The organism is Leuconostoc sp. LN180020 (assembly GCF_014844115.1).
Lineage (GTDB): Bacteria > Bacillota > Bacilli > Lactobacillales > Lactobacillaceae > Leuconostoc > Leuconostoc citreum.
In genome coordinates this window covers 839,255-861,334 of the sequence record NZ_CP039736.1, presented here as the reverse complement: position 1 = coordinate 861,334, position 22,080 = coordinate 839,255, and the positions used below count along the sequence as shown (strand labels likewise).

General features: G+C 39.5%; 27 protein-coding genes. 5 read left to right on the top strand and 22 right to left on the bottom strand.

The window, feature by feature from the left end; all coding sequences use genetic code 11:
- Nucleotides 1-52 precede the first annotated feature (52 nt).
- The 5 genes from FAZ25_RS04590 to FAZ25_RS04570 all read right to left on the bottom strand — a co-directional run bounded on the left by FAZ25_RS04590 (nt 53) and on the right by FAZ25_RS04570 (nt 3,928).
- Nucleotides 53-463: a flavodoxin gene (locus tag FAZ25_RS04590; RefSeq protein WP_004906729.1), complete on the bottom strand. Its 411-nt coding sequence runs from the start codon at nt 461-463 to the stop codon at nt 53-55.
- A gap of 136 nt (nt 464-599) precedes the next feature.
- Entirely contained in the window at nt 600-2,219 is a 1,620-nt protein-coding gene (gene groL, locus FAZ25_RS04585; protein ID WP_004906732.1) for a chaperonin GroEL, read from the bottom strand.
- A gap of 75 nt (nt 2,220-2,294) precedes the next feature.
- On the bottom strand, nt 2,295-2,579 hold the full coding sequence (gene groES, locus FAZ25_RS04580; protein WP_004901550.1) for a co-chaperone GroES: 285 nt from the start codon (nt 2,577-2,579) through the stop codon (nt 2,295-2,297).
- Between the two features lie 150 nt (nt 2,580-2,729).
- The gene (locus FAZ25_RS04575) at nt 2,730-3,368 is read right to left on the bottom strand and encodes a YitT family protein (protein WP_371812528.1); all 639 of its coding nucleotides are present in this window, start codon (nt 3,366-3,368) and stop codon (nt 2,730-2,732) included.
- A gap of 347 nt (nt 3,369-3,715) precedes the next feature.
- Nucleotides 3,716-3,928 (bottom strand): helix-turn-helix transcriptional regulator, encoded by a 213-nt coding sequence (locus tag FAZ25_RS04570; RefSeq protein WP_004905583.1) that lies wholly within the window; start codon nt 3,926-3,928, stop codon nt 3,716-3,718.
- Nucleotides 3,929-4,081: 153 nt separating this feature from the next.
- On the opposite strand from FAZ25_RS04570, the gene FAZ25_RS04565 reads away from it, so the two are divergent.
- Both FAZ25_RS04565 and FAZ25_RS04560 read left to right on the top strand, forming a co-directional pair.
- Complete coding sequence (locus FAZ25_RS04565; protein ID WP_155280156.1) at nt 4,082-4,462, top strand: helix-turn-helix domain-containing protein; 381 nt, start codon at nt 4,082-4,084, stop codon at nt 4,460-4,462.
- Entirely contained in the window at nt 4,446-4,901 is a 456-nt protein-coding gene (locus tag FAZ25_RS04560) for an ImmA/IrrE family metallo-endopeptidase (RefSeq protein ID WP_155280157.1), read from the top strand. The genes FAZ25_RS04565 and FAZ25_RS04560 overlap by 17 nt, the downstream gene beginning before the upstream one ends.
- A gap of 28 nt (nt 4,902-4,929) precedes the next feature.
- Here FAZ25_RS04560 and FAZ25_RS04555 read toward each other — a convergent pair whose 3' ends face one another.
- The gene (locus FAZ25_RS04555) at nt 4,930-5,667 is read right to left on the bottom strand and encodes a nitroreductase family protein (protein ID WP_004906763.1); all 738 of its coding nucleotides are present in this window, start codon (nt 5,665-5,667) and stop codon (nt 4,930-4,932) included.
- Between the two features lie 124 nt (nt 5,668-5,791).
- Between FAZ25_RS04555 and FAZ25_RS04550 the strand changes: the two genes are divergently transcribed.
- Complete coding sequence (locus tag FAZ25_RS04550) at nt 5,792-6,274, top strand: aromatic acid exporter family protein (RefSeq protein WP_004899061.1); 483 nt, start codon at nt 5,792-5,794, stop codon at nt 6,272-6,274.
- Between the two features lie 48 nt (nt 6,275-6,322).
- Here FAZ25_RS04550 and FAZ25_RS04545 read toward each other — a convergent pair whose 3' ends face one another.
- From FAZ25_RS04545 to FAZ25_RS04475, 15 genes are all read right to left on the bottom strand, one after another.
- On the bottom strand, nt 6,323-7,141 hold the full coding sequence (locus tag FAZ25_RS04545) for an HAD-IIB family hydrolase (RefSeq protein ID WP_036058290.1): 819 nt from the start codon (nt 7,139-7,141) through the stop codon (nt 6,323-6,325).
- 189 nt (nt 7,142-7,330) lie between these two features.
- The gene (locus FAZ25_RS04540) at nt 7,331-8,368 is read right to left on the bottom strand and encodes a peptidoglycan bridge formation glycyltransferase FemA/FemB family protein (RefSeq protein ID WP_004905568.1); all 1,038 of its coding nucleotides are present in this window, start codon (nt 8,366-8,368) and stop codon (nt 7,331-7,333) included.
- Between the two features lie 5 nt (nt 8,369-8,373).
- The gene (locus FAZ25_RS04535) at nt 8,374-9,024 is read right to left on the bottom strand and encodes a redox-sensing transcriptional repressor Rex (RefSeq protein ID WP_004899069.1); all 651 of its coding nucleotides are present in this window, start codon (nt 9,022-9,024) and stop codon (nt 8,374-8,376) included.
- Between the two features lie 154 nt (nt 9,025-9,178).
- Nucleotides 9,179-10,195: a tRNA (adenosine(37)-N6)-threonylcarbamoyltransferase complex transferase subunit TsaD gene (gene tsaD / locus FAZ25_RS04530; protein ID WP_004906769.1), complete on the bottom strand. Its 1,017-nt coding sequence runs from the start codon at nt 10,193-10,195 to the stop codon at nt 9,179-9,181.
- Between the two features lie 2 nt (nt 10,196-10,197).
- Nucleotides 10,198-10,608 carry a ribosomal protein S18-alanine N-acetyltransferase gene (gene rimI, locus FAZ25_RS04525; protein ID WP_004899072.1) on the bottom strand — a complete coding sequence of 137 codons (411 nt, stop codon included), beginning with the start codon at nt 10,606-10,608 and terminating at the stop codon, nt 10,198-10,200.
- A complete protein-coding gene (gene rimI / locus FAZ25_RS04520) occupies nt 10,583-11,140 on the bottom strand; it encodes a ribosomal protein S18-alanine N-acetyltransferase (RefSeq protein WP_004899074.1) in 558 nt (185 codons plus the stop codon). The genes rimI (FAZ25_RS04525) and rimI (FAZ25_RS04520) overlap by 26 nt, the downstream gene beginning before the upstream one ends.
- Nucleotides 11,124-11,834, bottom strand: a complete 711-nt coding sequence (gene tsaB / locus FAZ25_RS04515; RefSeq protein ID WP_004906772.1) for a tRNA (adenosine(37)-N6)-threonylcarbamoyltransferase complex dimerization subunit type 1 TsaB — start codon at nt 11,832-11,834, stop codon at nt 11,124-11,126. Before tsaB ends, rimI (FAZ25_RS04520) begins: the two co-directional genes overlap by 17 nt.
- Nucleotides 11,835-11,914: 80 nt before the next feature.
- Nucleotides 11,915-12,943: an anti sigma factor C-terminal domain-containing protein gene (locus FAZ25_RS04510; RefSeq protein ID WP_192269791.1), complete on the bottom strand. Its 1,029-nt coding sequence runs from the start codon at nt 12,941-12,943 to the stop codon at nt 11,915-11,917.
- Nucleotides 12,933-13,418 carry an RNA polymerase sigma factor gene (locus tag FAZ25_RS04505; RefSeq protein ID WP_004906778.1) on the bottom strand — a complete coding sequence of 162 codons (486 nt, stop codon included), beginning with the start codon at nt 13,416-13,418 and terminating at the stop codon, nt 12,933-12,935. The genes FAZ25_RS04510 and FAZ25_RS04505 overlap by 11 nt, the downstream gene beginning before the upstream one ends.
- Before the next feature lie 108 nt (nt 13,419-13,526).
- The gene (gene ptsP / locus FAZ25_RS04500) at nt 13,527-15,242 is read right to left on the bottom strand and encodes a phosphoenolpyruvate--protein phosphotransferase (protein ID WP_004906783.1); all 1,716 of its coding nucleotides are present in this window, start codon (nt 15,240-15,242) and stop codon (nt 13,527-13,529) included.
- Between the two features lie 2 nt (nt 15,243-15,244).
- Nucleotides 15,245-15,514 carry a phosphocarrier protein HPr gene (locus tag FAZ25_RS04495; protein WP_004899089.1) on the bottom strand — a complete coding sequence of 90 codons (270 nt, stop codon included), beginning with the start codon at nt 15,512-15,514 and terminating at the stop codon, nt 15,245-15,247.
- Nucleotides 15,515-15,724: 210 nt separating this feature from the next.
- Nucleotides 15,725-16,735: an L-threonylcarbamoyladenylate synthase gene (locus FAZ25_RS04490; protein ID WP_004906784.1), complete on the bottom strand. Its 1,011-nt coding sequence runs from the start codon at nt 16,733-16,735 to the stop codon at nt 15,725-15,727.
- A 29-nt stretch (nt 16,736-16,764) separates the two neighbouring features.
- The gene (gene prmC, locus FAZ25_RS04485; protein ID WP_004906788.1) at nt 16,765-17,763 is read right to left on the bottom strand and encodes a peptide chain release factor N(5)-glutamine methyltransferase; all 999 of its coding nucleotides are present in this window, start codon (nt 17,761-17,763) and stop codon (nt 16,765-16,767) included.
- Between the two features lies 1 nt (nt 17,764).
- A complete protein-coding gene (gene prfA, locus FAZ25_RS04480) occupies nt 17,765-18,838 on the bottom strand; it encodes a peptide chain release factor 1 (protein WP_004906791.1) in 1,074 nt (357 codons plus the stop codon).
- Nucleotides 18,839-18,909: 71 nt separating this feature from the next.
- Nucleotides 18,910-19,515 (bottom strand): thymidine kinase, encoded by a 606-nt coding sequence (locus FAZ25_RS04475; RefSeq protein WP_004899095.1) that lies wholly within the window; start codon nt 19,513-19,515, stop codon nt 18,910-18,912.
- A gap of 230 nt (nt 19,516-19,745) precedes the next feature.
- Between FAZ25_RS04475 and FAZ25_RS04470 the strand changes: the two genes are divergently transcribed.
- Both FAZ25_RS04470 and FAZ25_RS04465 read left to right on the top strand, forming a co-directional pair.
- Nucleotides 19,746-21,104: a Mur ligase family protein gene (locus FAZ25_RS04470; protein WP_004905517.1), complete on the top strand. Its 1,359-nt coding sequence runs from the start codon at nt 19,746-19,748 to the stop codon at nt 21,102-21,104.
- On the top strand, nt 21,104-21,835 hold the full coding sequence (locus FAZ25_RS04465; RefSeq protein WP_004899098.1) for a type 1 glutamine amidotransferase: 732 nt from the start codon (nt 21,104-21,106) through the stop codon (nt 21,833-21,835). Before FAZ25_RS04470 ends, FAZ25_RS04465 begins: the two co-directional genes overlap by 1 nt.
- A gap of 36 nt (nt 21,836-21,871) precedes the next feature.
- Here FAZ25_RS04465 and FAZ25_RS04460 read toward each other — a convergent pair whose 3' ends face one another.
- On the bottom strand, nt 21,872-22,045 hold the full coding sequence (locus FAZ25_RS04460; RefSeq protein WP_004906796.1) for a hypothetical protein: 174 nt from the start codon (nt 22,043-22,045) through the stop codon (nt 21,872-21,874).
- Nucleotides 22,046-22,080 lie beyond the last annotated feature (35 nt).

The following is a 22,080-nucleotide window of genomic DNA, read 5'->3' as shown; positions in this document are numbered from 1 at the left end:
TTATGTTTATTACAAACAGCTGCGCTTTACTCATCTTAATTAAAAAACACTTCTATAACTGTTTAGGATCAAAACTGTTATCGATAACACTATTTGAGGCTAATTGTTGGAGCGTTTTGAGACTCATACTAACGGTGCTTGTTCCGCTCGTTATGAAAGGCTTAATCGTCTTTCCGGATAAATCATTTACTGCCAAAAATCCGCGCATAGCGTGTGCCATGTCCATGCCATACATTGGATAACCGAGATATATCGTATCATCTGATAACACATCTGTCGGCGCTTTTTTGACTTCTGGTATGCTCTGTGTAGCAATTTCCTTAGTAATACGTGGCGTTGCTAATATTGTACTACTTGGATAGGGTACAACTGGTTCGATAGCATATAAGCGATCGCCTGTTTTGTTGGCTATCTCCTCTGCAACCTTTTTCGTATGCCCACCCTGTGAAAAGTAAATAATCATATACGCCTCCAATGATTGCTCGCTGGCAACTCTTAATTAGTTTCTATGACAGTATACCGCAACCCTGAAGCTTTATCAATTCACAAAAAAACGATAAACCCTATCAAAAAGGTTATCGTTTGACTGTATCACTTCATTACATCATGCCTGGCATACCACCTTGTGGCATAGGCATAGGTGTTTCATCTTTTGGTTCTTCAGCAACTACCGCCTCAGTAGTCAACAACAAAGCTGAGACAGAGGCTGCATTTTGCAAGGCAGAACGTGTTACCTTAGTTGGATCCACGATACCAGCGGCAATCATATCAACCCATTCATCAGTTGCCGCATTGTAACCAAATCCTTCGTCTTGATCTTTCAACTTGTTGACAATTACTGAGCCTTCAAGGCCAGCATTCTCAGCAATCTGACGTACTGGTGATTCAAGCGCCTTAATCACTGTGTTAATGCCAGTCTGTACATCGCCAGCCTCTGACAAAGCTTCTACAGCAGAAATGGCATTAACAAGCGCTGTGCCACCACCAGCAACGAAACCTTCTTCAACAGCTGCACGCGTTGCGTTCAAAGCATCTTCGATACGATACTTGCGTTCCTTGAGTTCAGTTTCGGTTGCTGCACCAACGTTAATGACGGCAACACCACCAGCCAATTTTGCCAAACGCTCTTGTAACTTTTCGCGATCAAAGTCAGAAGTTGTTTCAGCGATTTGTTGCTTAATTGTTTCCACACGCGTTGCTACAGCTGCTTTGTCACCACCGCCTTCCACAATCGTTGTGTTGTCCTTTGTCACATTAACCTTGCTTGCTTGTCCAAGCTGATCAATTGTAACATCTTTCAAATTCAATCCAAGATCTTCGGTAATAACCGTACCACCAGTTAAGATAGCAATGTCTTCAAGTTGTGCTTTACGACGATCACCGAATCCTGGTGCCTTAACCGCAACAACATTAAATGTACCACGCATCTTGTTTAGTACAAGTGTTGGTAATGCTTCACCGGTGATATCATCAGCAATAATTAGCATCGCACGACCTTGCTCAACAACAGCTTGTAACACAGGCAAAATATCTTGAATGTTACCAATCTTCTTATCTGTAATCAAGATGTATGGATTATCCAAGTTTGCTTCCATCTTGTCATTGTCAGTTACCATGTACTGTGACATGTAACCTCGATCGAATTGCATACCTTCAACAACATCGAGTGTTGTTTCAATACCCTTTGATTCTTCAATGGTAATGACACCGTCATTACCAACCTTATCCATTGCCTCGGCAATTAAAGCACCTACTTCTTCATTAGCCGCTGAAATTGAAGCAATCTGAGCAATTTCATCTTTTGTATTAACTGTATGTGACATTTCATGCAATTTTGCGACAGCAGCCGCAGTTGCCTTTTCAATACCCGTACGGATACCAACTGGGTTAGCCCCAGCTGTGACGTTTTTCAAGCCTTCTGCAACGATTGCTTGTGTCAAAACCGTTGCTGTTGTTGTGCCATCACCAGCAATATCATTTGTCTTTGAGGCGACTTCAGCGACTAGTTTAGCGCCCATATTCTCAAAATGATCTTCTAATTCAATTGCTTTAGCAATTGTTACACCATCATTTGTGATCGTTGGTGCGCCGTATGACTGTTCCAAAACAACATTACGGCCCTTAGGACCAATTGTTGTCTTAACTGTGTCAGCAAGCTTATCAACGCCAGCCTTCATCTTAGCACGTGCATCTTCTGAAAACTTTAATTCTTTAGCCATTGTTAAAATACCTCTTTAGAATTTTTATCGTTATATTTTGAATTCACTTAAAAAGTGACTACGTCTCTTTTGTTGTTACTCAACAATCGCAACAATATCCTTTTCATGAAGTGCCAGATAATCTGCCCCTTCAAATGATACTTCTTGCCCTGCATACTTATCAAACAAGACCTGATCACCAGACTTAACTGTTAGGTCTTGCTTTGAACCATCGTTTAGAACATAGCCTGAACCAACAGCCACAACTTTACCTGTGACTGGCTTATCCTTGGCATTATTAGCTAAAACAATGCCACCAACTGTTTGTTCTGCAGCTTCTGTTACTTCAATAATCACGCGATCACCTAATGGCTTCAACATGAGACAATACCTCCGATTTTTAAGTTTTAGCACTCTTTTACAATGAGTGCTAATTACAATTTTAAGTATAGCACTTTACCATGAATTGTCAATAAAAAAAGCACATTTTCATCATTAGAAAATGACTTCATCTGCTTAGGTAATTGTTCTCTATAAGAAAGTTCCACCATGTGCTTCACTGATATCATAAGCTATCATAAATGCTTCTGGATCAACTTGGTGCACACCGCGAATTAAACGATTATAATCGTGGTTATCTAAAATAACCATTAACATTTCACGACCATCACCAGTATAACCACCACGAACATCCATTGCTGTATAACCAGTCTCATTTTCTGATAAATAGTCTTTAACTGCATTGATGTGATGATTACTTGTAATATAAACCATCTTGCGTCTATCTAATCCAGTTTCAATATAATTCATGACAACTGCGGTAATCATCAAAGAAAAGAAAGCTAATAATAATGCTTCGATCCCTTCCGTTACTAAGTTACCTAACGAGACAACCATATCAATAACTAACAATGAAACAGCTGGCGCAATACGAAAATATTTTTTTAAAATCATTGGCGGCACTGCTGTACCCCCACTCGATGCATCAACACGATACAATAATGCCACGCCAATAGCAAAAATAGTACCGCCCACAAGCACAGAAAAGGTTCTATCTGTTAAGACTTGTTCACTAGGTGTGATTTTTAAAAGAATTGGTAAGATAAGACTACCAAATGTTATTCTGGCAGTTGTCCCTCGATCAAGAAACACAGCTGCTAAAACAATCATAATGATATTAATGTTCTTTTTTATTTTCCATTTTTCCCCCTTGATAGGTTGTCACAACGTTACTTTACTTGCTAATATTTACGCACTATTAGCTAGCGAAATCACTAGTTTACTCGTTTGACACCACCCTTTGATTATAGCTAGTGCTTATATTAACATCTTAATTTTTTAAAATCATTGTATTTTTTGGCCATTAATATCAAAAAAGGGATTTCTATTTTTTAAACATTATCACGTCACAATGTGTTCCTTTAAAACATGGTATCTTGTTATACGGTTATACGAATAATGGTATTTTTTTCAAATAAAAAAAGCGGTTAACCGCTTTTGTATTACTTTAGTAAACATTAAATCGAAAAAATATCCCCGATAGCCATTTCTAGCCCATCCGCTATCTTTTTGGCTGTTGGTGGTGATGGAAATTTTTTGGTATTTAGATATTCAACCATCAGCGAGTAATTAACGCTTATTCGTCTTGAAAATCCAGCAATTGTCTCACCTTGCATGGCTATCTTTTCTTTGACCTGTTCCGGATTTTTAAATTTCAATGTTAATGCCACAATATTGCCCCTTTTTTAATTATTACTATGTTGTTATTATACAGTCGCTGTATCACATCGTCAAACGTTTTTTCAGTTATTTGTTTTACATTTGTTTATTGTTTGCTTTATAGTTGTACATAATACATTGCAACAAGGAAAACAATTGATAATATGATATCTAAAGAAATTTTCGGTTTAGAAATTAAAAGAATACGCGTGCAAAAGCATTTTACTGTTCGTCAAACAGCACTCCAAGGGCACATATCACCTGCCTACTTATCTCAAATTGAGAATGGTAATAAAAATATACCTAAGGTTGAAACACTCTATAAAATTGCTAAAGGTCTAAGAATTTCTGAGAACGAAATTTTAGATATAGCAGGTATCACTACCCATGAAAATGATAAAACTGATCGTTACACAATTGACTTAGGTGAACAACTTGATAACGATAAACTGCTATTATCTTTTGAAGGTAAAGAGCTATCACCAGAATATCGACAAGCTATTCTCTCTATTTTAAAAACATTACCTGATGCTAAAAAATACTGAGCAGCGACCTTCATTTAAAAGTGATGCGATTCAAGAATATTTTGAGCGTATTATTTACCAAAATAAATTAACTATACTTCACCTTCACGGTTCAGCCTATGATCCTGATGTGGTGAATTTAAATAAGCGTGTGATTATTATTAATTGCAATTATGAAACGCACTTTAGTTATGATTTTCGTGTTGCACATGAAATAGCACACCTTTTGCATCAACTTTCTTCATCAAACTATCACCGCAATTATTTTGCGAAAGTAACAATTGAAAAAAGGGCACATATAGATGCAATCCAATTACTCTTAGATTTTTATTTTGCTGATTTGACATCACAAAAGTGGCGTTGGGACAACCGCTTCAATTTTATTAATACCTTTGGTTTAGGTCCATTGACGCACTTAGTGGAACGTTTATTAACGCCAATCAAAAAAGTATGTGAGTAAATTAAAAACACACATACTTTTTTAGTTACTATAATTTAAAACCTTTACGCGTTGGATAATTTGATAAAGGTTCCATATCTCGGTCCCTAGTCAATAATTTCGTGTTATTTTTAAACCACGAGCTATCAACCCCACGATCAGCATAATAGGCCTTCATTGTGTTGTCATAAGCCATAACTGTTTTTTCTAAAGTGGTTTGATCATAACCGTCTTTCATAAGTACACCTGACAGAGGAAGCTTTGGTTTAATGCCAGGTTCTTGATCTGGATAGCCTAAGGAAAATCCCATAACAGCCTTAACAAATTTTGGTAATTTCAAGCGCGCTTCGTATAATTCAAAAGACCCCAACGCTCCGGCCATGGTCACGCTTCCCAAACCTAGTGATTCAGCAGCAACTTGAGCACGTCCTAAGGCAATACCAGCTGAAACAATTGCCCCCTCCAACATAGGGTAACTGGCTAACCGTTCTTCTGCCAGTTGACGCACCTCTGGCGTCAAGCCAATTAAGTCCTTATTAAAATCAATTGCCACAACAAAATAGCGCGCAGCACTTTCAATATATTTCATGCCAACCTGCGCTGTAATTTCTGCTTTGAATGCTTGATCGGTAATTTCAATAAAAGTCACTGGTTGAAAGTTATTGATATTTGGTCCAGCAATAGCCGCACTGAAAATCGTTTCAACGATATCATCTGATATAGGCTTATCGGTATAGGCACGAATAGATTTATGATTCTTGAGTAAATCAATTACAGGATTTGTCATCGTTTTTATATAATTATGTATACACGCTCGAGCGCGAACATAATCATTATTCCTCCATTATTATAATAAATAGATTTTACCATGTTTTTATGATAAGATAATAAGAATATTAGTGGAGGCGACTATGCAATTCGGAAAATTCCGTATCGGGTTACGCACACTAAAGACAGCAATGGCCGTTATGCTCATTATTACCGCCTTCTATTTCTTCAAGCGCCCACCATTTGTTGCCGCATTGGCATCAGTATTTGCGCTAAGAGAAAGTTGGGATAAAACATTAAGCTTTGCTAAGATCCGTCTCATTTCAAACATGGTCGGCGGGTTACTAGCCTTAGTCTATTTTATGGTTCATACGTCTACGTCTCATGCAGTATGGGTGTCAATGATTTTCTTACCTTTTTTAGTTGTTGTAGCCATTGTTTTCTTAGACGGTTTTAACTATAATAGCGGTGTCATTGGTGCACTAGCGGCACTATTAATGATTTCACTAAACATTCCAAGTGGGGCAACTGTGCTTTATGTCATTGATCGTATTGCTGATACATTTATTGGTGTCTTTGTAGCCATTGCTGTTAATCGATTTGCGTCCCCCGATCCAAAAAAATAAGGCTTGACGCCTTATTTTTTTTGCTAACCATTAACTTTTTTTGACTAATTATATACCTAGAAAATGTTCTATTGTTTCCAATACGCCATCATTGACATTGGTATTTAAAGCCTTGTTTTGAACTGCGGTTAGCATGAATGAATTGGCATTTGGCATGACAAAACTATTAGGATACTTTTGAAGCATCTCTAGATCGTTCCCATTATCACCAAAAGTCATTACTTCACTGTCTAACACATCATAATAATCCTGCAACACCTGCAAACCGGCAGCCTTATCTACACCTTTACCCAACACATCCACCGAACCAAATCCCGAACCGGTTGCATGAAGTTCACTACCAAATATTTCTCGTAATTCAGCAACATGTTGTTGCACTTCATCATTCGGCCAAACAAACGTAATTTCTAAAATATGGTCATCAACCTCCATAAGCTTTTCAACTTGTTTAACATTAGGATAAAATTGAAATACCATCTCAGCTACTGGCCCCGTAGCATGATTAGAAACATATGTTGCCCGATCACCAGTCATAATAATAATATTTTCCGCTGATTCTGGGTTTTTAGCATTCCAAGCAATCACTTTTGATAGCTGTGCTGGTGATAAATGCACAGCGTATAGCTGTTCTTGACTCGTCGCGACCATAGCCCCATTTGAACCAACAAAGTCAATTTCGTAACCTTTACCAATTGTTGGTTCAAATAGTTCTTGTAAGTTTTTAACTTGTCGCCCAGAAGCCGCGACAAAACGCATGTCGCGCGCTTTCATATTATCCAAAATACGCTCAAAACGACCTTGGCTATATTCGTCATTAGCTGTTAAAAACGTGCCATCCATATCAGAGGCAATCATCCTAATGTTCACTGGTCTCCCACCTTTTAAAAAATGTTAATGCGTAATCTATTACGCCATATTAAACTTGTTAATGAATAAAAATCTATGCGAAGCCAAACAAAATTGTATCAGAAAGTAGTGATACAGTATTGTTCAATTTAACATAGATAACTCATTAATTATAACATATTAATTTTAAAAACCGCCTTTTGGCGGTTTTTAACTAAATTGCTCAAGATACATCTGATATGCACTATCATCAAGAACCCAATCAAGCTCACCAATATATTCAGCATGCGGATCATGATAGGCAAAGCCATGTTTAAATTTATATAGCCCATCTGTTGGCACAAAGTCCCCCACACCACCAAAATCGTAGGCTACTTTACCCAGGGCCAAGCCCCATTGTAACATATGCCACTGCACTGCATAAGGCCCATAATGCTTGGCATAACGACGATCAGATCCAGCATACATATACCAAATTTCGTCCCCATAACTAAAGCCAATGCCACTAGCAACAACATGGCCCTCAAAGTGAGCTAAGAATACCTTAAATAGTCCTGTCCCTTGCCATAGTTTTTGCATACGCAAGAAATAATCAATTGGACGATGTGTAATACTTTGAGCTGTAGCCATCATCACATAGGTCTCAAAGAATGCCCGGACATCGGCTTCGCTATCACCAGAAGTTACTGTCACACCATCCTTGGCTGCACGTCTAATTTGATTACGATAATCACGCTTAAAATGCAACATCAAGTCATCTTCATTGGTAATTGGTTTAGCGCCTTCACCACGACCATCGTAATATAAGACAACGTTCTTTCGTGGTTGTATATTGCCATGCATGTGCGTAATATCGCGATTACGAGTGACAAAACCTGCGTTTTGATAAGCTGTATTACGTGCTGGTGTGTAAGGCACTTCAGGGTCCATCCGAATTAAAAATACATTATCTGGTAAAGCTGTCAAAGCTTCTTCAATCATAGACTTTATCAAATCAATATCGTCGATGTCCGCAATCGGCCCGCGACCAGCATAGCCTAGTAACTTGCCAGTAACAGCTTCAACCGTTAAGACTGACAAAACTGCATCAATACGGCCATTAGTCTCATGGTAAACGTAGACATGACCCCAATTAGATTTTAATTCACCCCAAAGCGGATCCTGTGTTACCTGCCCTCTTGGATCACGACGAACAAATTCTTGGTAGGCGGTAACTTTCTCTGCATCATTTAAATCTAAAATAGCCATCTGAATTATAACCCTGTCGTAATTGAACCATAGTTATCAATAAAATAAACCAATGTTTGCAATTCATTTGTTAAATCAACGTTCTGCACACGCACATTATTTGGTACAGTCACACGCAGTGGTGTAAAGTTCAAAATACCTTTAATCCCTGCTTCAACAAGCTTATCAGTAATCTCTTGTGCGACACCTTGTGGAACAGTTAAAATAGCAATATTAATGCGCTGTGCTGTAATCTGTTCTGTCAACTCACTCATGGCATAGATAGGCACACCAGCCATAATCGTTCCAGCTCGAGTTTCATCAACGTCAAAGGCAGCGGAAATACGCATATTTGAAGATTGATGGAAGTTAAAGTTTAGGAGCGCTTGTCCAAGATTACCAGCGCCAATCAAAGCAACATTAATTAAGCTGTCTTGATCTAAAACATTAGCAAAAAAATCTAATAGTGCTTTCACATCATAACCATAACCACGCTTACCAAGTGCACCAAAATAAGAAAAATCACGACGTATTGTTGCCGCATCAAATTTAATAGCATCACTAAGTTCTGCTGATGAAATGCGATCAGTCCCCGCATCGTGTAAAAATGTTAAGTAACGGAAGTATATCGGCAATCTTTTTGCCGTAGCACGTGGAATTTTTGGTTGTTGAGTCATAATTTCTCCAATTCATTTAAGTCACCATCTGAACGTGGTCACTTTCTATTTAATATTAAAGCACACTCTATGTTCACCTTGTGAACTTTTGCATAACTATTATATCACATAAATAGGCTTTTCAAAAAAAGATAGTGATTCATTCACAAAGTGACTATTTATTTAATAATTCAAAATCTAAGCCAGGGTTAGTATTAAGATCTAATCCAGCAAAAATATGTTGTTTAAAGTTCCAATAACCAGCAGCACCTATCATCGCCGCATTATCGCCTGTGTATTCTCGTGGCACTGGAATAAAGGTCGTCTTGGGGAATTGTGATAATAATACGTCTAACTCATCACGTAGCTGCCCATTGGCCGCTACACCACCGGCCAAAACAAAACTTTTAACGTCATAATCCTTCAAGGCTTTTCTGGTACGACCAATCAATGCATCAACGACAGCATTTTGAAAACTTGTCGCCAAATTGTTATGATCGATTGTTTCACCCTTTTGTTCAGCATGATGAACATAGTTAATAACTGCACTTTTTAAGCCAGAAAAACTAAAATCATAGTTATCTTCATGTGCCATAGCAGTTGGAAATTTAATGGTTGCTTGTCCCCTATGCGCCATTTCGTCAATTGTTTTACCTGCTGGATAAGGGAGTTTGAGTAATCGACCAACTTTATCAAAACTTTCACCTGCCGCATCATCACGAGTCTCACCTAAGACAGCGAAATTATTTTCTGATGTCATTAATACTAGCTCAGTATGGCCACCGGAAACCATCAATGCTAACGCTGGATAAATAATTGGGACATTGAAATTAGCAGCGGCAATATGACCCGCCAAGTGATTAACCGGTATGATTGGCAAATCATGTGCCAGAGCGAAAGTTTTGGCTCCCATCAGCCCAACTAGTAACGAGCCAACCAATCCTGGGCCATAAGTCACAGCTACACCATCTAAATCTTCAGGCCTAACTTGTGCTGCATCTAGTGCATCATCTAAGACACGCGTAATCCATTCAATATGATGGCGACTAGCAACTTCTGGCACAATCCCACCGAAGCGTTGATGGGAATTAATTTGTGTAGCTACCGCATTACTAAGTACAATATGACCATCTTCAACAATCGCTACACTAGTTTCGTCGGCACTTGATTCAAAAGCTATAATTTTTGTCACGGTTAGATGTTCCTTTCCATCATGATTGCTGCATGGCCGTTTTTATAATATTTTTCACGGCGAAAATAAGCCTGAAAACCATTTTTTTCGTATAATTGAATGGCTGAAATATTGGTTTCATCAACTTCTAATAGAAATCGTTTGACCTTTGGCTGCTTAAGGACTTGATTTAACAACTGCTGTGCTATACCTCGCCGTTGATAATCAGGATGAACGGCCAAACTGCCAATTTCGATTTCATCAATTATCTGCGTCACACCAATAAATCCAGCATTTGCAATAAAATACCTGCTTCGCGGGCTAGATAATTCATGCTCAAAAACAGCCATCGGCCAAGGCGACGGCACAAATGCTGCTTCGGCAATATTAAAAATCAACCGTGCATCTTCAGTTTTGGCTTGTCTTATTATCAATCTCTCTTACCATCGAAATCGCATCTTCATGATCACCTAAATAGTAGCCTTTTTTAATCCCAACATTTTTAAATCCTAGTCGTTGATATAGGGCTATTGCTCTAACATTTGATGATCTAGCCTCCAAGGATACTGTGTGTATACCAATATTTTTAGAGAAGTTAGCGATATCTTCAATCAGCAAGCGTCCTAACCCATTGCCTTGCCAGACCGGTACGACGGCAATATTTGTAATATGCATGTCATATATTTCACGCTGATAAGCCGCACCAGCAAAACCGATGACCTGGTTATGACGCTCAATAACTAAATACAGTCGGATATGTGGTCGTGATAGTTCACTTAAAAAATCTCTCAATAACCAAGGCGCCTGACCAGCATAAACAGCTTCCTCAATGTTCACCAGCGTATCAATATCTTCAACAGTTGCACGCCGTATCAAAAAACTATAACCCTGACTGTCAATAGCACGCTTTTGATATTGTGGGATTGTTAAAGGTAATTTACCTTGACGATTAAACTTCAAAAACATAATTTTCAGGCTTATCCTCATTTGGGTGGGCAGCTAACCAATTTAATTCTGCTTGCGTGCGACGCAAATAATTTGGATTAAAATCCGCTACCCTCTTAGCTGGTAATGTCCTGTTTCCAAGCGACACAATACCCTGCCCATCTGGCAAACTCTCAGTAGGTGACAAAATTTGCGCTCGAGAAGCAAAGTGTTCAACAATTGCTGTGCCAAACACATCAGTATCACCAATAAAAAGCAATGGTTCTGGTCGAGACGCCAACCAATCAAATAAACTTTTTACTGGCCGGTGCGCATCCGGCAATACATTATTTCCCATCGCGTACACCCCAGTAAACACGTTGTCATTACGTGCGTTGAATAATGGGATGGTTAGCCCATCAAATGTTTGTTGTTCAGCCAAAATAGCTAAGCTAGATACCCCAATTAACTCACACTTAATTGTATCGGCTAATACTTTAGCTACAGTAACGCCAATACGTAATCCTGTAAAAGAACCAGGCCCTTGTGCAACAATGATTCGATCAATTGTCGATAATGTCCAACCCTGTTCTGCAATTGTTTGCTGAATCGCTGGTAGTAGCTGAATAGAATGGTTACGTGCTTCGTTGGTTGAAAAAACACGAATAACCTGATTATCTTGCGCCAAACTCACGGTTAGTGGTTGGTTACTTGTATCAAATGCTAAAATCTTCATAATCTATATTCTACCACAAAAAAACCGCCAAACGACGGTCTTGAACTGTTATACTGATTTCAAACAAATACAATCACCATTTATTTAATTGGCGACTGGTATGGCATGATAGGTGTGGTTATACCGACATTACTTGCATAAGTATAAGGTAATTGGTCTAACTTCGCAAGATTTTCTGTACGTCCAGTGACGATAACCCCAGCAAACTCAGCCGTTTTAAGCGATGGTACAAGTTGCTTTTCCGCATCTTTAGCAATATCAATATGATCAACATCTTTTCTGTTAATTTGACTTTTTAAAGCCTTCTTCAGACCTTGATAATCATTATATTTCGTTTTATCAGGTAGCCCAGCAAATTGATCGTTCAATTTCCCGCTGCCGTCATCTTTTGCATTCAAACCAACATAACAACCAACATGACTTGACGTATCAAGTGCAGCAGAATGGAAACCAAGCCAATAATAGTTGATCATAATATTGTGTGGCATCATCTTTAAAATATCTTCGTATCTGTATCGCTTATCAAACGTGATAGCCACTTCGCCTAGTGTGTTGGGTAATGCTTGTAGGGTTTTCGCTTCATGTGTCGGTGTAATCGGTGACATCAACTTGTCTTTGTTCTTTTGGCTACTATACCAATTTGGGTAGGCCCGATTGAAAAATATCGGTTCTTTTTGCCCTGTTTTAGGGTTTGCTGCCATAATGTTAATGTTTTTAATGGTATCGTTCTTATAGATATTAGAGGATGTTTCACTGCTACTCTCTGGTCCACTCAGATTGAGTATCACTTTTTTTTCAGGATAAGCAACGCGATAACCATCAATATTCTTTTGACGATCACTAGATAATGTTGCACGCGTCATTGCCGTAAGCCTATAACGTTGCGATGTTGACCTAATATTTGGTGAATAAATAAGATCAGCAATATTAAATTGATTAATCTGCTTTTCAGCTTGAACGTCCATCTGTTTTCCTAAAATAATGGTTGTTGCCATAACCGCAACAAAACCAATAGTTACTGTAACGATGCTTGAAATAACTGCTGTTATGAGTAGTTTTTTACGCTTTTCTTTTTTGATTATTCGCTCAAAATTTTGGTTATCGTTCATTTTGTGCCCTTTCTATTGTCTGCCTCAGTTGCTGTCTTGTGCGATATAAATCAACTTTTATTTTTGAATCACTCGCATTATATATTGTGGCAATATCACGAATACTGTGGCGACTGTCATAATAAAGTAATATCAACGATTTTTGATAGTCATCTAACTTGTCTAGTGCCTGTTGCAAAAGCTCATTTTTAGTCATGCTTGGCGCAATTTCAGAATATTGTGCATACTGTGCTAGTAAAATATCGCGATACTTTTTTTGCCGACGATATAAATCGTAAAAACGTGATAAAGCAACACGATATAGCCACGGTCTTAATTTCTCAGGCGGTAACATGATGTCGGCTTGAATCAGTCTGACAAAGACATCTTGTATAATGTCTTCTGCATCTTGTTTTTGAATCCGATGATTAATCAAAAAACCGGTGAGCTCATGTGCTATGTCAAGTAAAACCTGTTCATAGTAATCTATTTTCATCTCCCCCGCCTTTCTATAGATATAACGAATCAAAAACAAAATGGTTACACAAAAAAACAAGTACTTCTCAATATGAGTCATACTTGCATTTTAAAAAAATTTAACTATTTATTTTGTTGCTGCTTCAACTAATGCAATTACTTCATCATTTGTTTCAGCATCCAAAGCCTTTTCAGCCAATAATTTCATGTCAGCTGTATTTAACTTTTTCATTAATGAACGTGTCTGCAAAACAGAAGGGGCACTCATTGAGAATTCATCCAAGCCCATGCCCATCAAAACTGGGACGGCAACTGGATCACCAGCCATTTCGCCACACATAGCGACGAACTTGCCTTCTTTATGAGCTGCCTCAATCACGTTATTGATTAGGCGTAAAATTGAAGGGTTGTAGGGTTGGTACAAATAAGCAACCTTATCATTACCACGATCTGCAGCCATTGTGTAGCCAATCAAATCGTTTGTGCCAATTGAGAAGAAATCAAGTTCTTTAGCAAACTTGTCGGCCAAAACGGCAGCAGCTGGTATTTCAATCATAATACCCAACTTGACTTCGCCCATTGCAACGCCGTCATTTTCCAACTTAGTACGTTCTTCTAAGTAAAGTTTCTTAGCAGCACGGAATTCAGCCAATGTGGCAATCATCGGGAACATAATCCACAAATTACCATAGGCAGATGCCCGCAATAACGCGCGTAGTTGTGTACGGAAAATTTCAGTCTGGTCCAAAGAAATACGGATAGCACGGTAACCCAAGAATGGGTTCTCTTCATCAGGTAGCTTCCAGTAACTTAAGTGCTTGTCGCCACCAATATCCATCGTTCTCACTGTCACAGGCTTACCGGCCATTTTTTCGACAACAGCCTTATAAGCTTCAAATTGTTCGTCTTCGGTTGGTAAGTGATCCGATTCCATATATAGAAACTCAGTACGATACAAACCAACGCCTTCTGAACCATTTTCCAAAACAGCAGCCATATCTTTTGGTGAACCAATATTGGCCCCAACTACGAAAGTCTTGCCATCCGCACTCACCGACTGTTGATCTTTTAACAAAGCCCATTCAGCACGTTGTGCTGAATAGTCTGCTGCCTTTTGTTGGTAAGTTGCCAAAGTATCAGCATCTGGATCAACGATCACATCACCAGTTAAGCCGTCGACGATTACTGTGACGCCATCTGTTACTTCTTGCGTTGCAACATCTGACCCAACAACAGCAGGAATTTCGAGCGTACGTGCCATGATAGAAGCATGCGCAGTACGACCACCCAGATCAGTTAAAATGCCCTTAACAAATTGTCGGTCGAGTTGTGCTGTATCAGATGGTGTCAGGTCTTTAGAAACCAAAACAACTTCTTCATCAATCAACGCTGGATTTGGTAATGTTACTTGCAACAAATGTGATAGAATTCGTTTCGTGACGTCACGAATATCTGCCGCACGTTCTTGCATATAAGCATTGTCAGTCATTGCTTCAAACATGCTAATATACATGTCTGTTACTTCTTTAACTGCTTCTTCAGCATTGACCTTATCGTCAGCAATCTTTTGCTTAAACGCACCTGACATTTCAGGGTCAGACAAAACCATCAAATGTGCTTCAAAAACTTGTGCTTCATCAGCACCTAAGTTTTTTTCAGCTTTACGCTTAATAATTTCAACATCAGCACTGGCAGCCTTCAAAGCATCGTCGACACGAGCCTGTTCAGCTGTCACATCAGTAATTGTTGTCTTTGTAAAAGACAAATCTGGATCAACTAACAAATAGGCCTTAGCAATTGCTACGCCATTACTTGCCGCGATTCCTTTGAAGTTCTTAGCCATTGTTATTCTGCAAGTCCTTCTGTTCCCATTGCTTCAACGATAGCAGCCATTGCAGCTTCTTCATCATCGCCTTCAGTTTTGATAGTAACATCGGCACCTTGACCAACACCAAGTGACATCACACCCATGATTGACTTCAAGTTAACATCCTTACCTTGATATGACAATGTAACATCTGAAGTGAACTTTGAGGCAGCTTGTACCAACAAAGTTGCTGGACGTGCATGAATTCCTGTTTCTGCTATGATATGAAAGTCTTTTGATTGTGCCATGATTAATTTCTCCTTTTTAGCTGTGAATCAGCTTCTGCTATTAGTGTATCAAAGCGCTTACAAAATATCAAGTAAAATGTTGGCTTAATCCCTGATATATCAGGGAATTAAGCTGAAAATGCCTATCTGGCGGGCTTTTAAATGTAAACGTTTACACAAACAGAACAGCCTTTTTCTGTAAATAAAAAAACAGCACGAAGCTGTTTTTGATTAGCCTTGATATTCTTGGTTTCCCGAGGCTTTCCCTAAGCGATTATTGAAAGCTTTTCCCAGACCAATTGGTGGCATCTTCTCAACATAGATAGTTTTGACATGTGCCACATCATCATAATATCTTAAACCAGCAAAAAGTTGTTCTGTTGCATTTTCTAACGTCGTGCCTAATGACCAAGTTTGTGCTAAGGGTAGTGCCATGCGTTGCAACGTTTCTTCTTGCGCCATCACAACGTCAGTCGGTGCTAAACTTACTTTCAAAGCCAGCGCGTCTAATCTATCAAACATAACCACTTGCTTATCAGGCGCATAATGCCTATATTTCATACCTGGCGCTTTTGGTGTGACATCATCAGCAACTGACATCGTACTTGTCGCATCAAGCACATGAATACCTAAGACATCTTCTAGTTGCTGCTGTGTGACAGCACCAGGTCTTAGAATAGTCGGCACATCTGCCGCCATATCAACCACTGTTGACTCAACGCCAACTTGTGTTGGCCCATCATCAACAATGGCCGCAATTTTACCTTGCATATCGTGCCAAACATGCTGTGCTGTTGTTGGCGAAGGTTTGCCTGATGTATTCGCACTTGGGCCGACAATTGGTACGCCTGCTTCGCGAATAATCGCACGTGTCGTTTCATTATCTGGCAAACGAAAGGCAGCAGTGTCTAACCCACCAGTCACCATCATAGATACTTGTCCTGGTTTAATGGGTAGAATAATGGTTAGGGAACCTGGCCAAAAGGCATCTATTAATGCTTTCGCTGCTTCAGATACGCTCACAAAATTTGTTAACTGCTCAGCATCTGCCACAGTCATAATCAACGGATTATCGGCCGGCCGCCCTTTAGCCACAAATACTTTTTGGACTGCTTCTTCATGTGTTGCGTCAGCACCTAAACCATACACTGTTTCTGTTGGAAATGCGACAACTTCACCAGCTTTGAGTAAGACGCCAGCGCGCTGAATATCTTGATTTGTTAAACGTTCTGTATTCATCATTTATTATCTAGTTAGTCATGCCTAACTTGTTATCCTTTCACTACACGGACCATACGATCTAGCCCAGCAAAATCTTGTTTCAATGTGACTGTGGCTTTGGGTAAAGCCTTCTGCATGATGTCAACAACTTGCTGCCCTTGCTTATACCCTATTTCAAAATAAGCACGACCTTGAGGTGTTAAGTGCGCGGCCAGCCCTTCAGCAATTTTTTGATAAATAGCTAATCCCTGATTATCAGCAAATAATGCGTCATGCGGCTCATAAGTCAACACACTAGCATCCATTTCATCTTCGTCTGAACTAGCAATATAAGGTGGATTGCTGACGATTAAATCAAATCTAAGGTCTGCCAAGCCTGAAAAGACATCACTTTCTACAAAACGAAGTTGTTTAATGTTTAATTGCTGCGCATTTAACGCCGCAACAGTTAACGCATCGCTTGATATATCTGCTGCAAATCCTCGAACACGTGGATTCTCTAACATGAGCGTTTCAATAATAGCACCAGAACCTGTCCCAATATCTAGCACAGATACCGATTCGCCGGTTGTGCCACTAGCATCTGCAAGTATCCATGCAACTAATTGTTCAGTCTCAGGACGTGGAATCAAGACACGCTCATCAACGATAAACTCACGACCATAAAAAGGCGCATGACCTAAGATATATTGTGGTGGTTGTTGTTGTATAAGCATCGCAATCCACTTTGGCCAAACAGCCGCCAACTTTGCTGGCATGGTACGTGTAATATTAGCGCGTAAATAAGCATAGTTAATATTTAGCGCGCCACTCAACAAAAAATCAACATTGTCGGTTGCATCATCTTTGGGCATGCCAGCATCTAATAACTCATTAATGGCCCATTTTCTAGCCTCTAATAAAGACATTTTGACATGATCAAGTTGTGTCGGCTTCTTAATATCGTCCCAGTCATACCACTTAGGTGTCGTTAGTCGGTCTGATTTTAGCTTCTTTTGTGCCACCAAAGATTTAAATTGTTTTGGTGTTTCAAAGTGTTTTTCTGTCATTTTATGCGTTATTCAATTCGGCCAATTTGGCTGTCTGATCGGCAATAACTAGCGCGTCAATCACCTCACCTAACTCACCATTCATGACACGGTCTAACTTATTGAGTGTTAACCCAATACGATGATCTGTCACGCGATTTTGCGGATAATTATATGTTCTAATACGCTCAGAACGGTCACCTGTCCCGACAGCTGATTTACGTTTCTCAGCATATTCGGCTTCGTTTTGTTGGGCATAAAAATCATACACACGACTTGCTAACAATTTACGCGCCTTGTCACGATTTTTAATCTGTGTCCGTTCCTCTTGCATTTTGACCATAATACCGGTTGGCTTATGCACTAGACGCACAGCTGTCGAGACTTTATTGACGTTTTGCCCACCAGCACCACCTGATCGAAAGAATTCCTCTTCCAAGTCAGACTCTGCTAATTCAAAATCGATTTCTTGAAATTCAGGCATCACACCAACAGTTGCCGTTGATGTGTGCACACGTCCCTGCGTTTCTGTGGCTGGTACGCGTTGCACACGATGCGCGCCTGACTCAAATTTCAATTTTGAGTAAACGTTGTCTCCTGTAATCATCACCGCAACTTCTTTATATCCACCAACCTCTGTCAGCGTTTCATCAATAATACTTAACGTCCAACGTTGCTTTTCTGCGTAACGGCGATACATATCAAGCAAATCAGCAGCAAATAAGGATGATTCATCCCCGCCTGCGGCACCGCGAATCTCCATAATGATGTTCTTGTCATCATTAGGATCTTTGGGTAGCATCAAGATTTTTAATTGTGACTCTAATGCTTCTTTTTCTGGCTTTAACGTATTTAAGTCTTCTTTAGCTAAAGGCGCCATTTCAGCATCATCTAGTAAGTCCTCAGCATCAGCAATATCTTGCAACACCTGTTGGTAGTGCAAGTATGTTTCCACTGTTTCACGCATTTCACCGGCTTCTTTTGATAAAGCCATATATTTTTGACCATCTCCGGCTATTTCCGGGTCAGCTAACTGTTCATTCAGTTCATCATAACGGTCAACTACTGTTTGTAGCGATTGGAATATTGGGTCCATTTTATTTCTCCATGACACATGTGCTAGCAGCATGTCTTATTTTATATGTACGCGTCACCATAAGGTGAGTGTTAATTTGCAGGAAACATCTCTGTGATTTTGTCTAAATCAGGATGATACCAATGGTGTCGGCATGTTGGTATATAAGCTTCATCACCGCCAATAAATACTTGTGCGCCCTTTCGCTGTGGTTGGCCGTTCACAATACGTAATTGTGTGGTGGCTTTCTTACCACAAAACGAACAAATTGTTTTCATTTCTTCTAGCTTGTCAGCCATTTCTATCAAACGTTTGGAACCTTCGAACAGTTGATTAAAAGCATCTTGCTTAAGGCCAAAAGTCATCACTGGCATATTCAAATGATCAACAGCATAGGCCAGCTGATCCACCTGTTTTGTCGTCAAAAATTGTGCCTCATCAACTAACGCCACAGCCAGATTATCGTTATTTTTCATTTGCTTGATTAACTCATACAAATCGTCTTCGGGTTTGACGGCGACGGCTTCACGCGATAAACCAATACGACTCGCTACGATGCCAACACCAGCTCGTGTATCAATATTAGGGGTCATCAGCAGAACCTTACGTCCTTGCGATTCATAATTATGCGCGACTTTCAGGATTTCAATTGACTTGCCTGAACTCATTGCGCCATATTCAAAGAATAATTGTGCCATAATTTATATGTGCTGGCGGATTCATTCGTCAACACACCCTTTCCCAATTCTTCATCGTTGACAAAGAATTGTCACTCCTTAACATTATATCAAAATTCAAGCAAAATGATTAACTACTTAGACGAGTCGTCTAATGAAACAACCTGACTAAGCATGTGACAAATATGAACTAAAACTGCCAAAACAAGCCTTCCCGTGGTAAAATTATAAACATGAAAGTGGGGATATTTATGACACTTAAAAGTACACTTGCACGTACAACAGCCAAAAGCGCTCATTGGTTGCTACATGACGTGCTCCATCGTGGTGGCACTAGCTTACCAGGTAAATTAGCTGTATCTATTGATCCTGATGTTTTAAAGTCTATTCAGCAAGATTTTGATTTAGTTATTGTTACCGGTACAAATGGTAAAACGTTAACCACTGCCTTAATCACACGTGTTTTACAAGCTGGCGGTTATGAAGTCATTACCAACCATTCTGGCTCGAATATGATTCAAGGTATCACTGGTACGCTAGTTACTAGTAAAATTAAGCCATCAGCGAATGGCAAGAAGCCCGTTGCTGTATTAGAAGTAGATGAAGCTAACGTCGAAAAAATTGCTTCTGCAATTAAGCCTAAGATGTTTGTTTTGACAAATATTTTTCGAGATCAACTTGACCGCTATGGTGAAATTTACACCACTTACGATAAAATTATCGCGGGTATCAAGCATGCCCCCGAAGCGGTCGTCTTAGCTAATGGCGATTCACCAATTTTCACACGCGGCGATTTCCCGAATGAACGACGTTATTTTGGATTTAATCATGTACAGCCTGCAGAATATCAGCCAGGTGCAGCACCAATTAATACAGACGGTATTTTATCACCAACAGACCACAGTGTATTGCACTATGATTTCATTACTTATGCTAATCTTGGTAAATATTTTAGCACCACTGATCAATTTGCTAGGCCTAACTTACGCTATCAAGTCACACATGTCGATGAGCTCACACCAAAATACTCTACTTTTTCAATTGATAATACACCACTGCGCATTGAGATTGGTGGTTTGTACAACATTTATAACGCCCTCACCGCCTTTGCTGTCGGACGCGAATTTAATGTTTCAGCCGATCAGATAAAAACAGCTTTTGAGTCAAATGCACAAATATTTGGTCGCCAAGAAGCCATTCATGTTGATGGTAAGGATGTCACCATTGTCCTCATTAAAAACCCAGTCGGCACCAATTCGGTTATTGATATGATGCTTACCGAACAGGATGATTTTTCTATGCTCGCATTACTCAATGCCAATTATGCCGATGGTATTGACACAAGCTGGATTTGGGATGCTGAGTTTGAAAAACTGCATGATACCAACATTCAAGCTGTTGCCACCGGTGGTCAGCGTTATAAAGATATTCACGTTCGTTTGAAAATGGCCGGCTTTGAAGATCAGGCCATTTATCAAGATCTTACACGTATTGTTGAAGCAATCAAAGCCATGCCAACAGATAAGGTATACATTGTCGCAACTTACACGGCAATGCTACAATTACGTGAACAATTAGGCTCGGCTGGCTACATTAAAGGAGGCTTTTAATGGCGACATATGACATTTCGGTCGCACATCTTTATGGTGACCTCATGAATACCTATGGCGATTATGGTAATATTATTGCCCTAAAATATTATGCTACCAAAATAGGTGTAACGATGAATTACCATCTGGTTTCTTTAGGGGATCGTTTTGATAGTTCAGCGTTTGATTTTGTTCTCTTTGGTGGTGGACAAGACTATGAAGAGACTATCGTCGCCGAAGACCTCAAGCAAAAAGCAACAGATTTAAAACAATATATCGAAAATGACGGCCCACTCTTAGCTGTTTGTGGTGGTTTTCAACTTTTAGGACATTACATGGTTATGGCCGATGGCAAAAAAGTTGACGGTATTGGCGTGATGGATCATTTTACAACAAATATGTATGATAAAAGCTTAACCGTTTTGTCGGGTAAACGTTTAACTGGCAATATTGTCATCAAAAACAACGACAATGGTGAAGAATATCACGGCTTTGAAAATCACCAAGGACGAACTTTCCTTGGCCAAGGCGAACGTGCACTTGGTACCGTTATTTCCGGCAACGGTAACAACGGCATGGATCATTCTGAAGGTGTCATTTATAAAAATGTCTATGGTTCTTATTTCCACGGACCTATTTTTACACGAAATGGTAATCTAGCAAAGAGAGTGCTTGCTACCACACTACAACGTAAATATCCAGACATCGATTGGCAAAGTAAACTTAACACTGTGCCAACCGAATCGTTCTAAAAAAGCAGTCAAACGTCTGACTGCTTTTTTTGTCCCTTATTTTTTTGGTATTCGTTTATTGTCTAGTACCTGCTTCTCTTGTTGTGCACTTTTAACTTTTTTAACTTCGCGGTGGTACCATCTCATGATAAGAATCAGGCCAACTGTTGAAATTGTCATAGCGATCACAACCCAAATAAAAAACAAAATTAATTTTGTATCAAATGACATAGATTTTAGCCTCTAACGTCGAATAATGGCGTCGC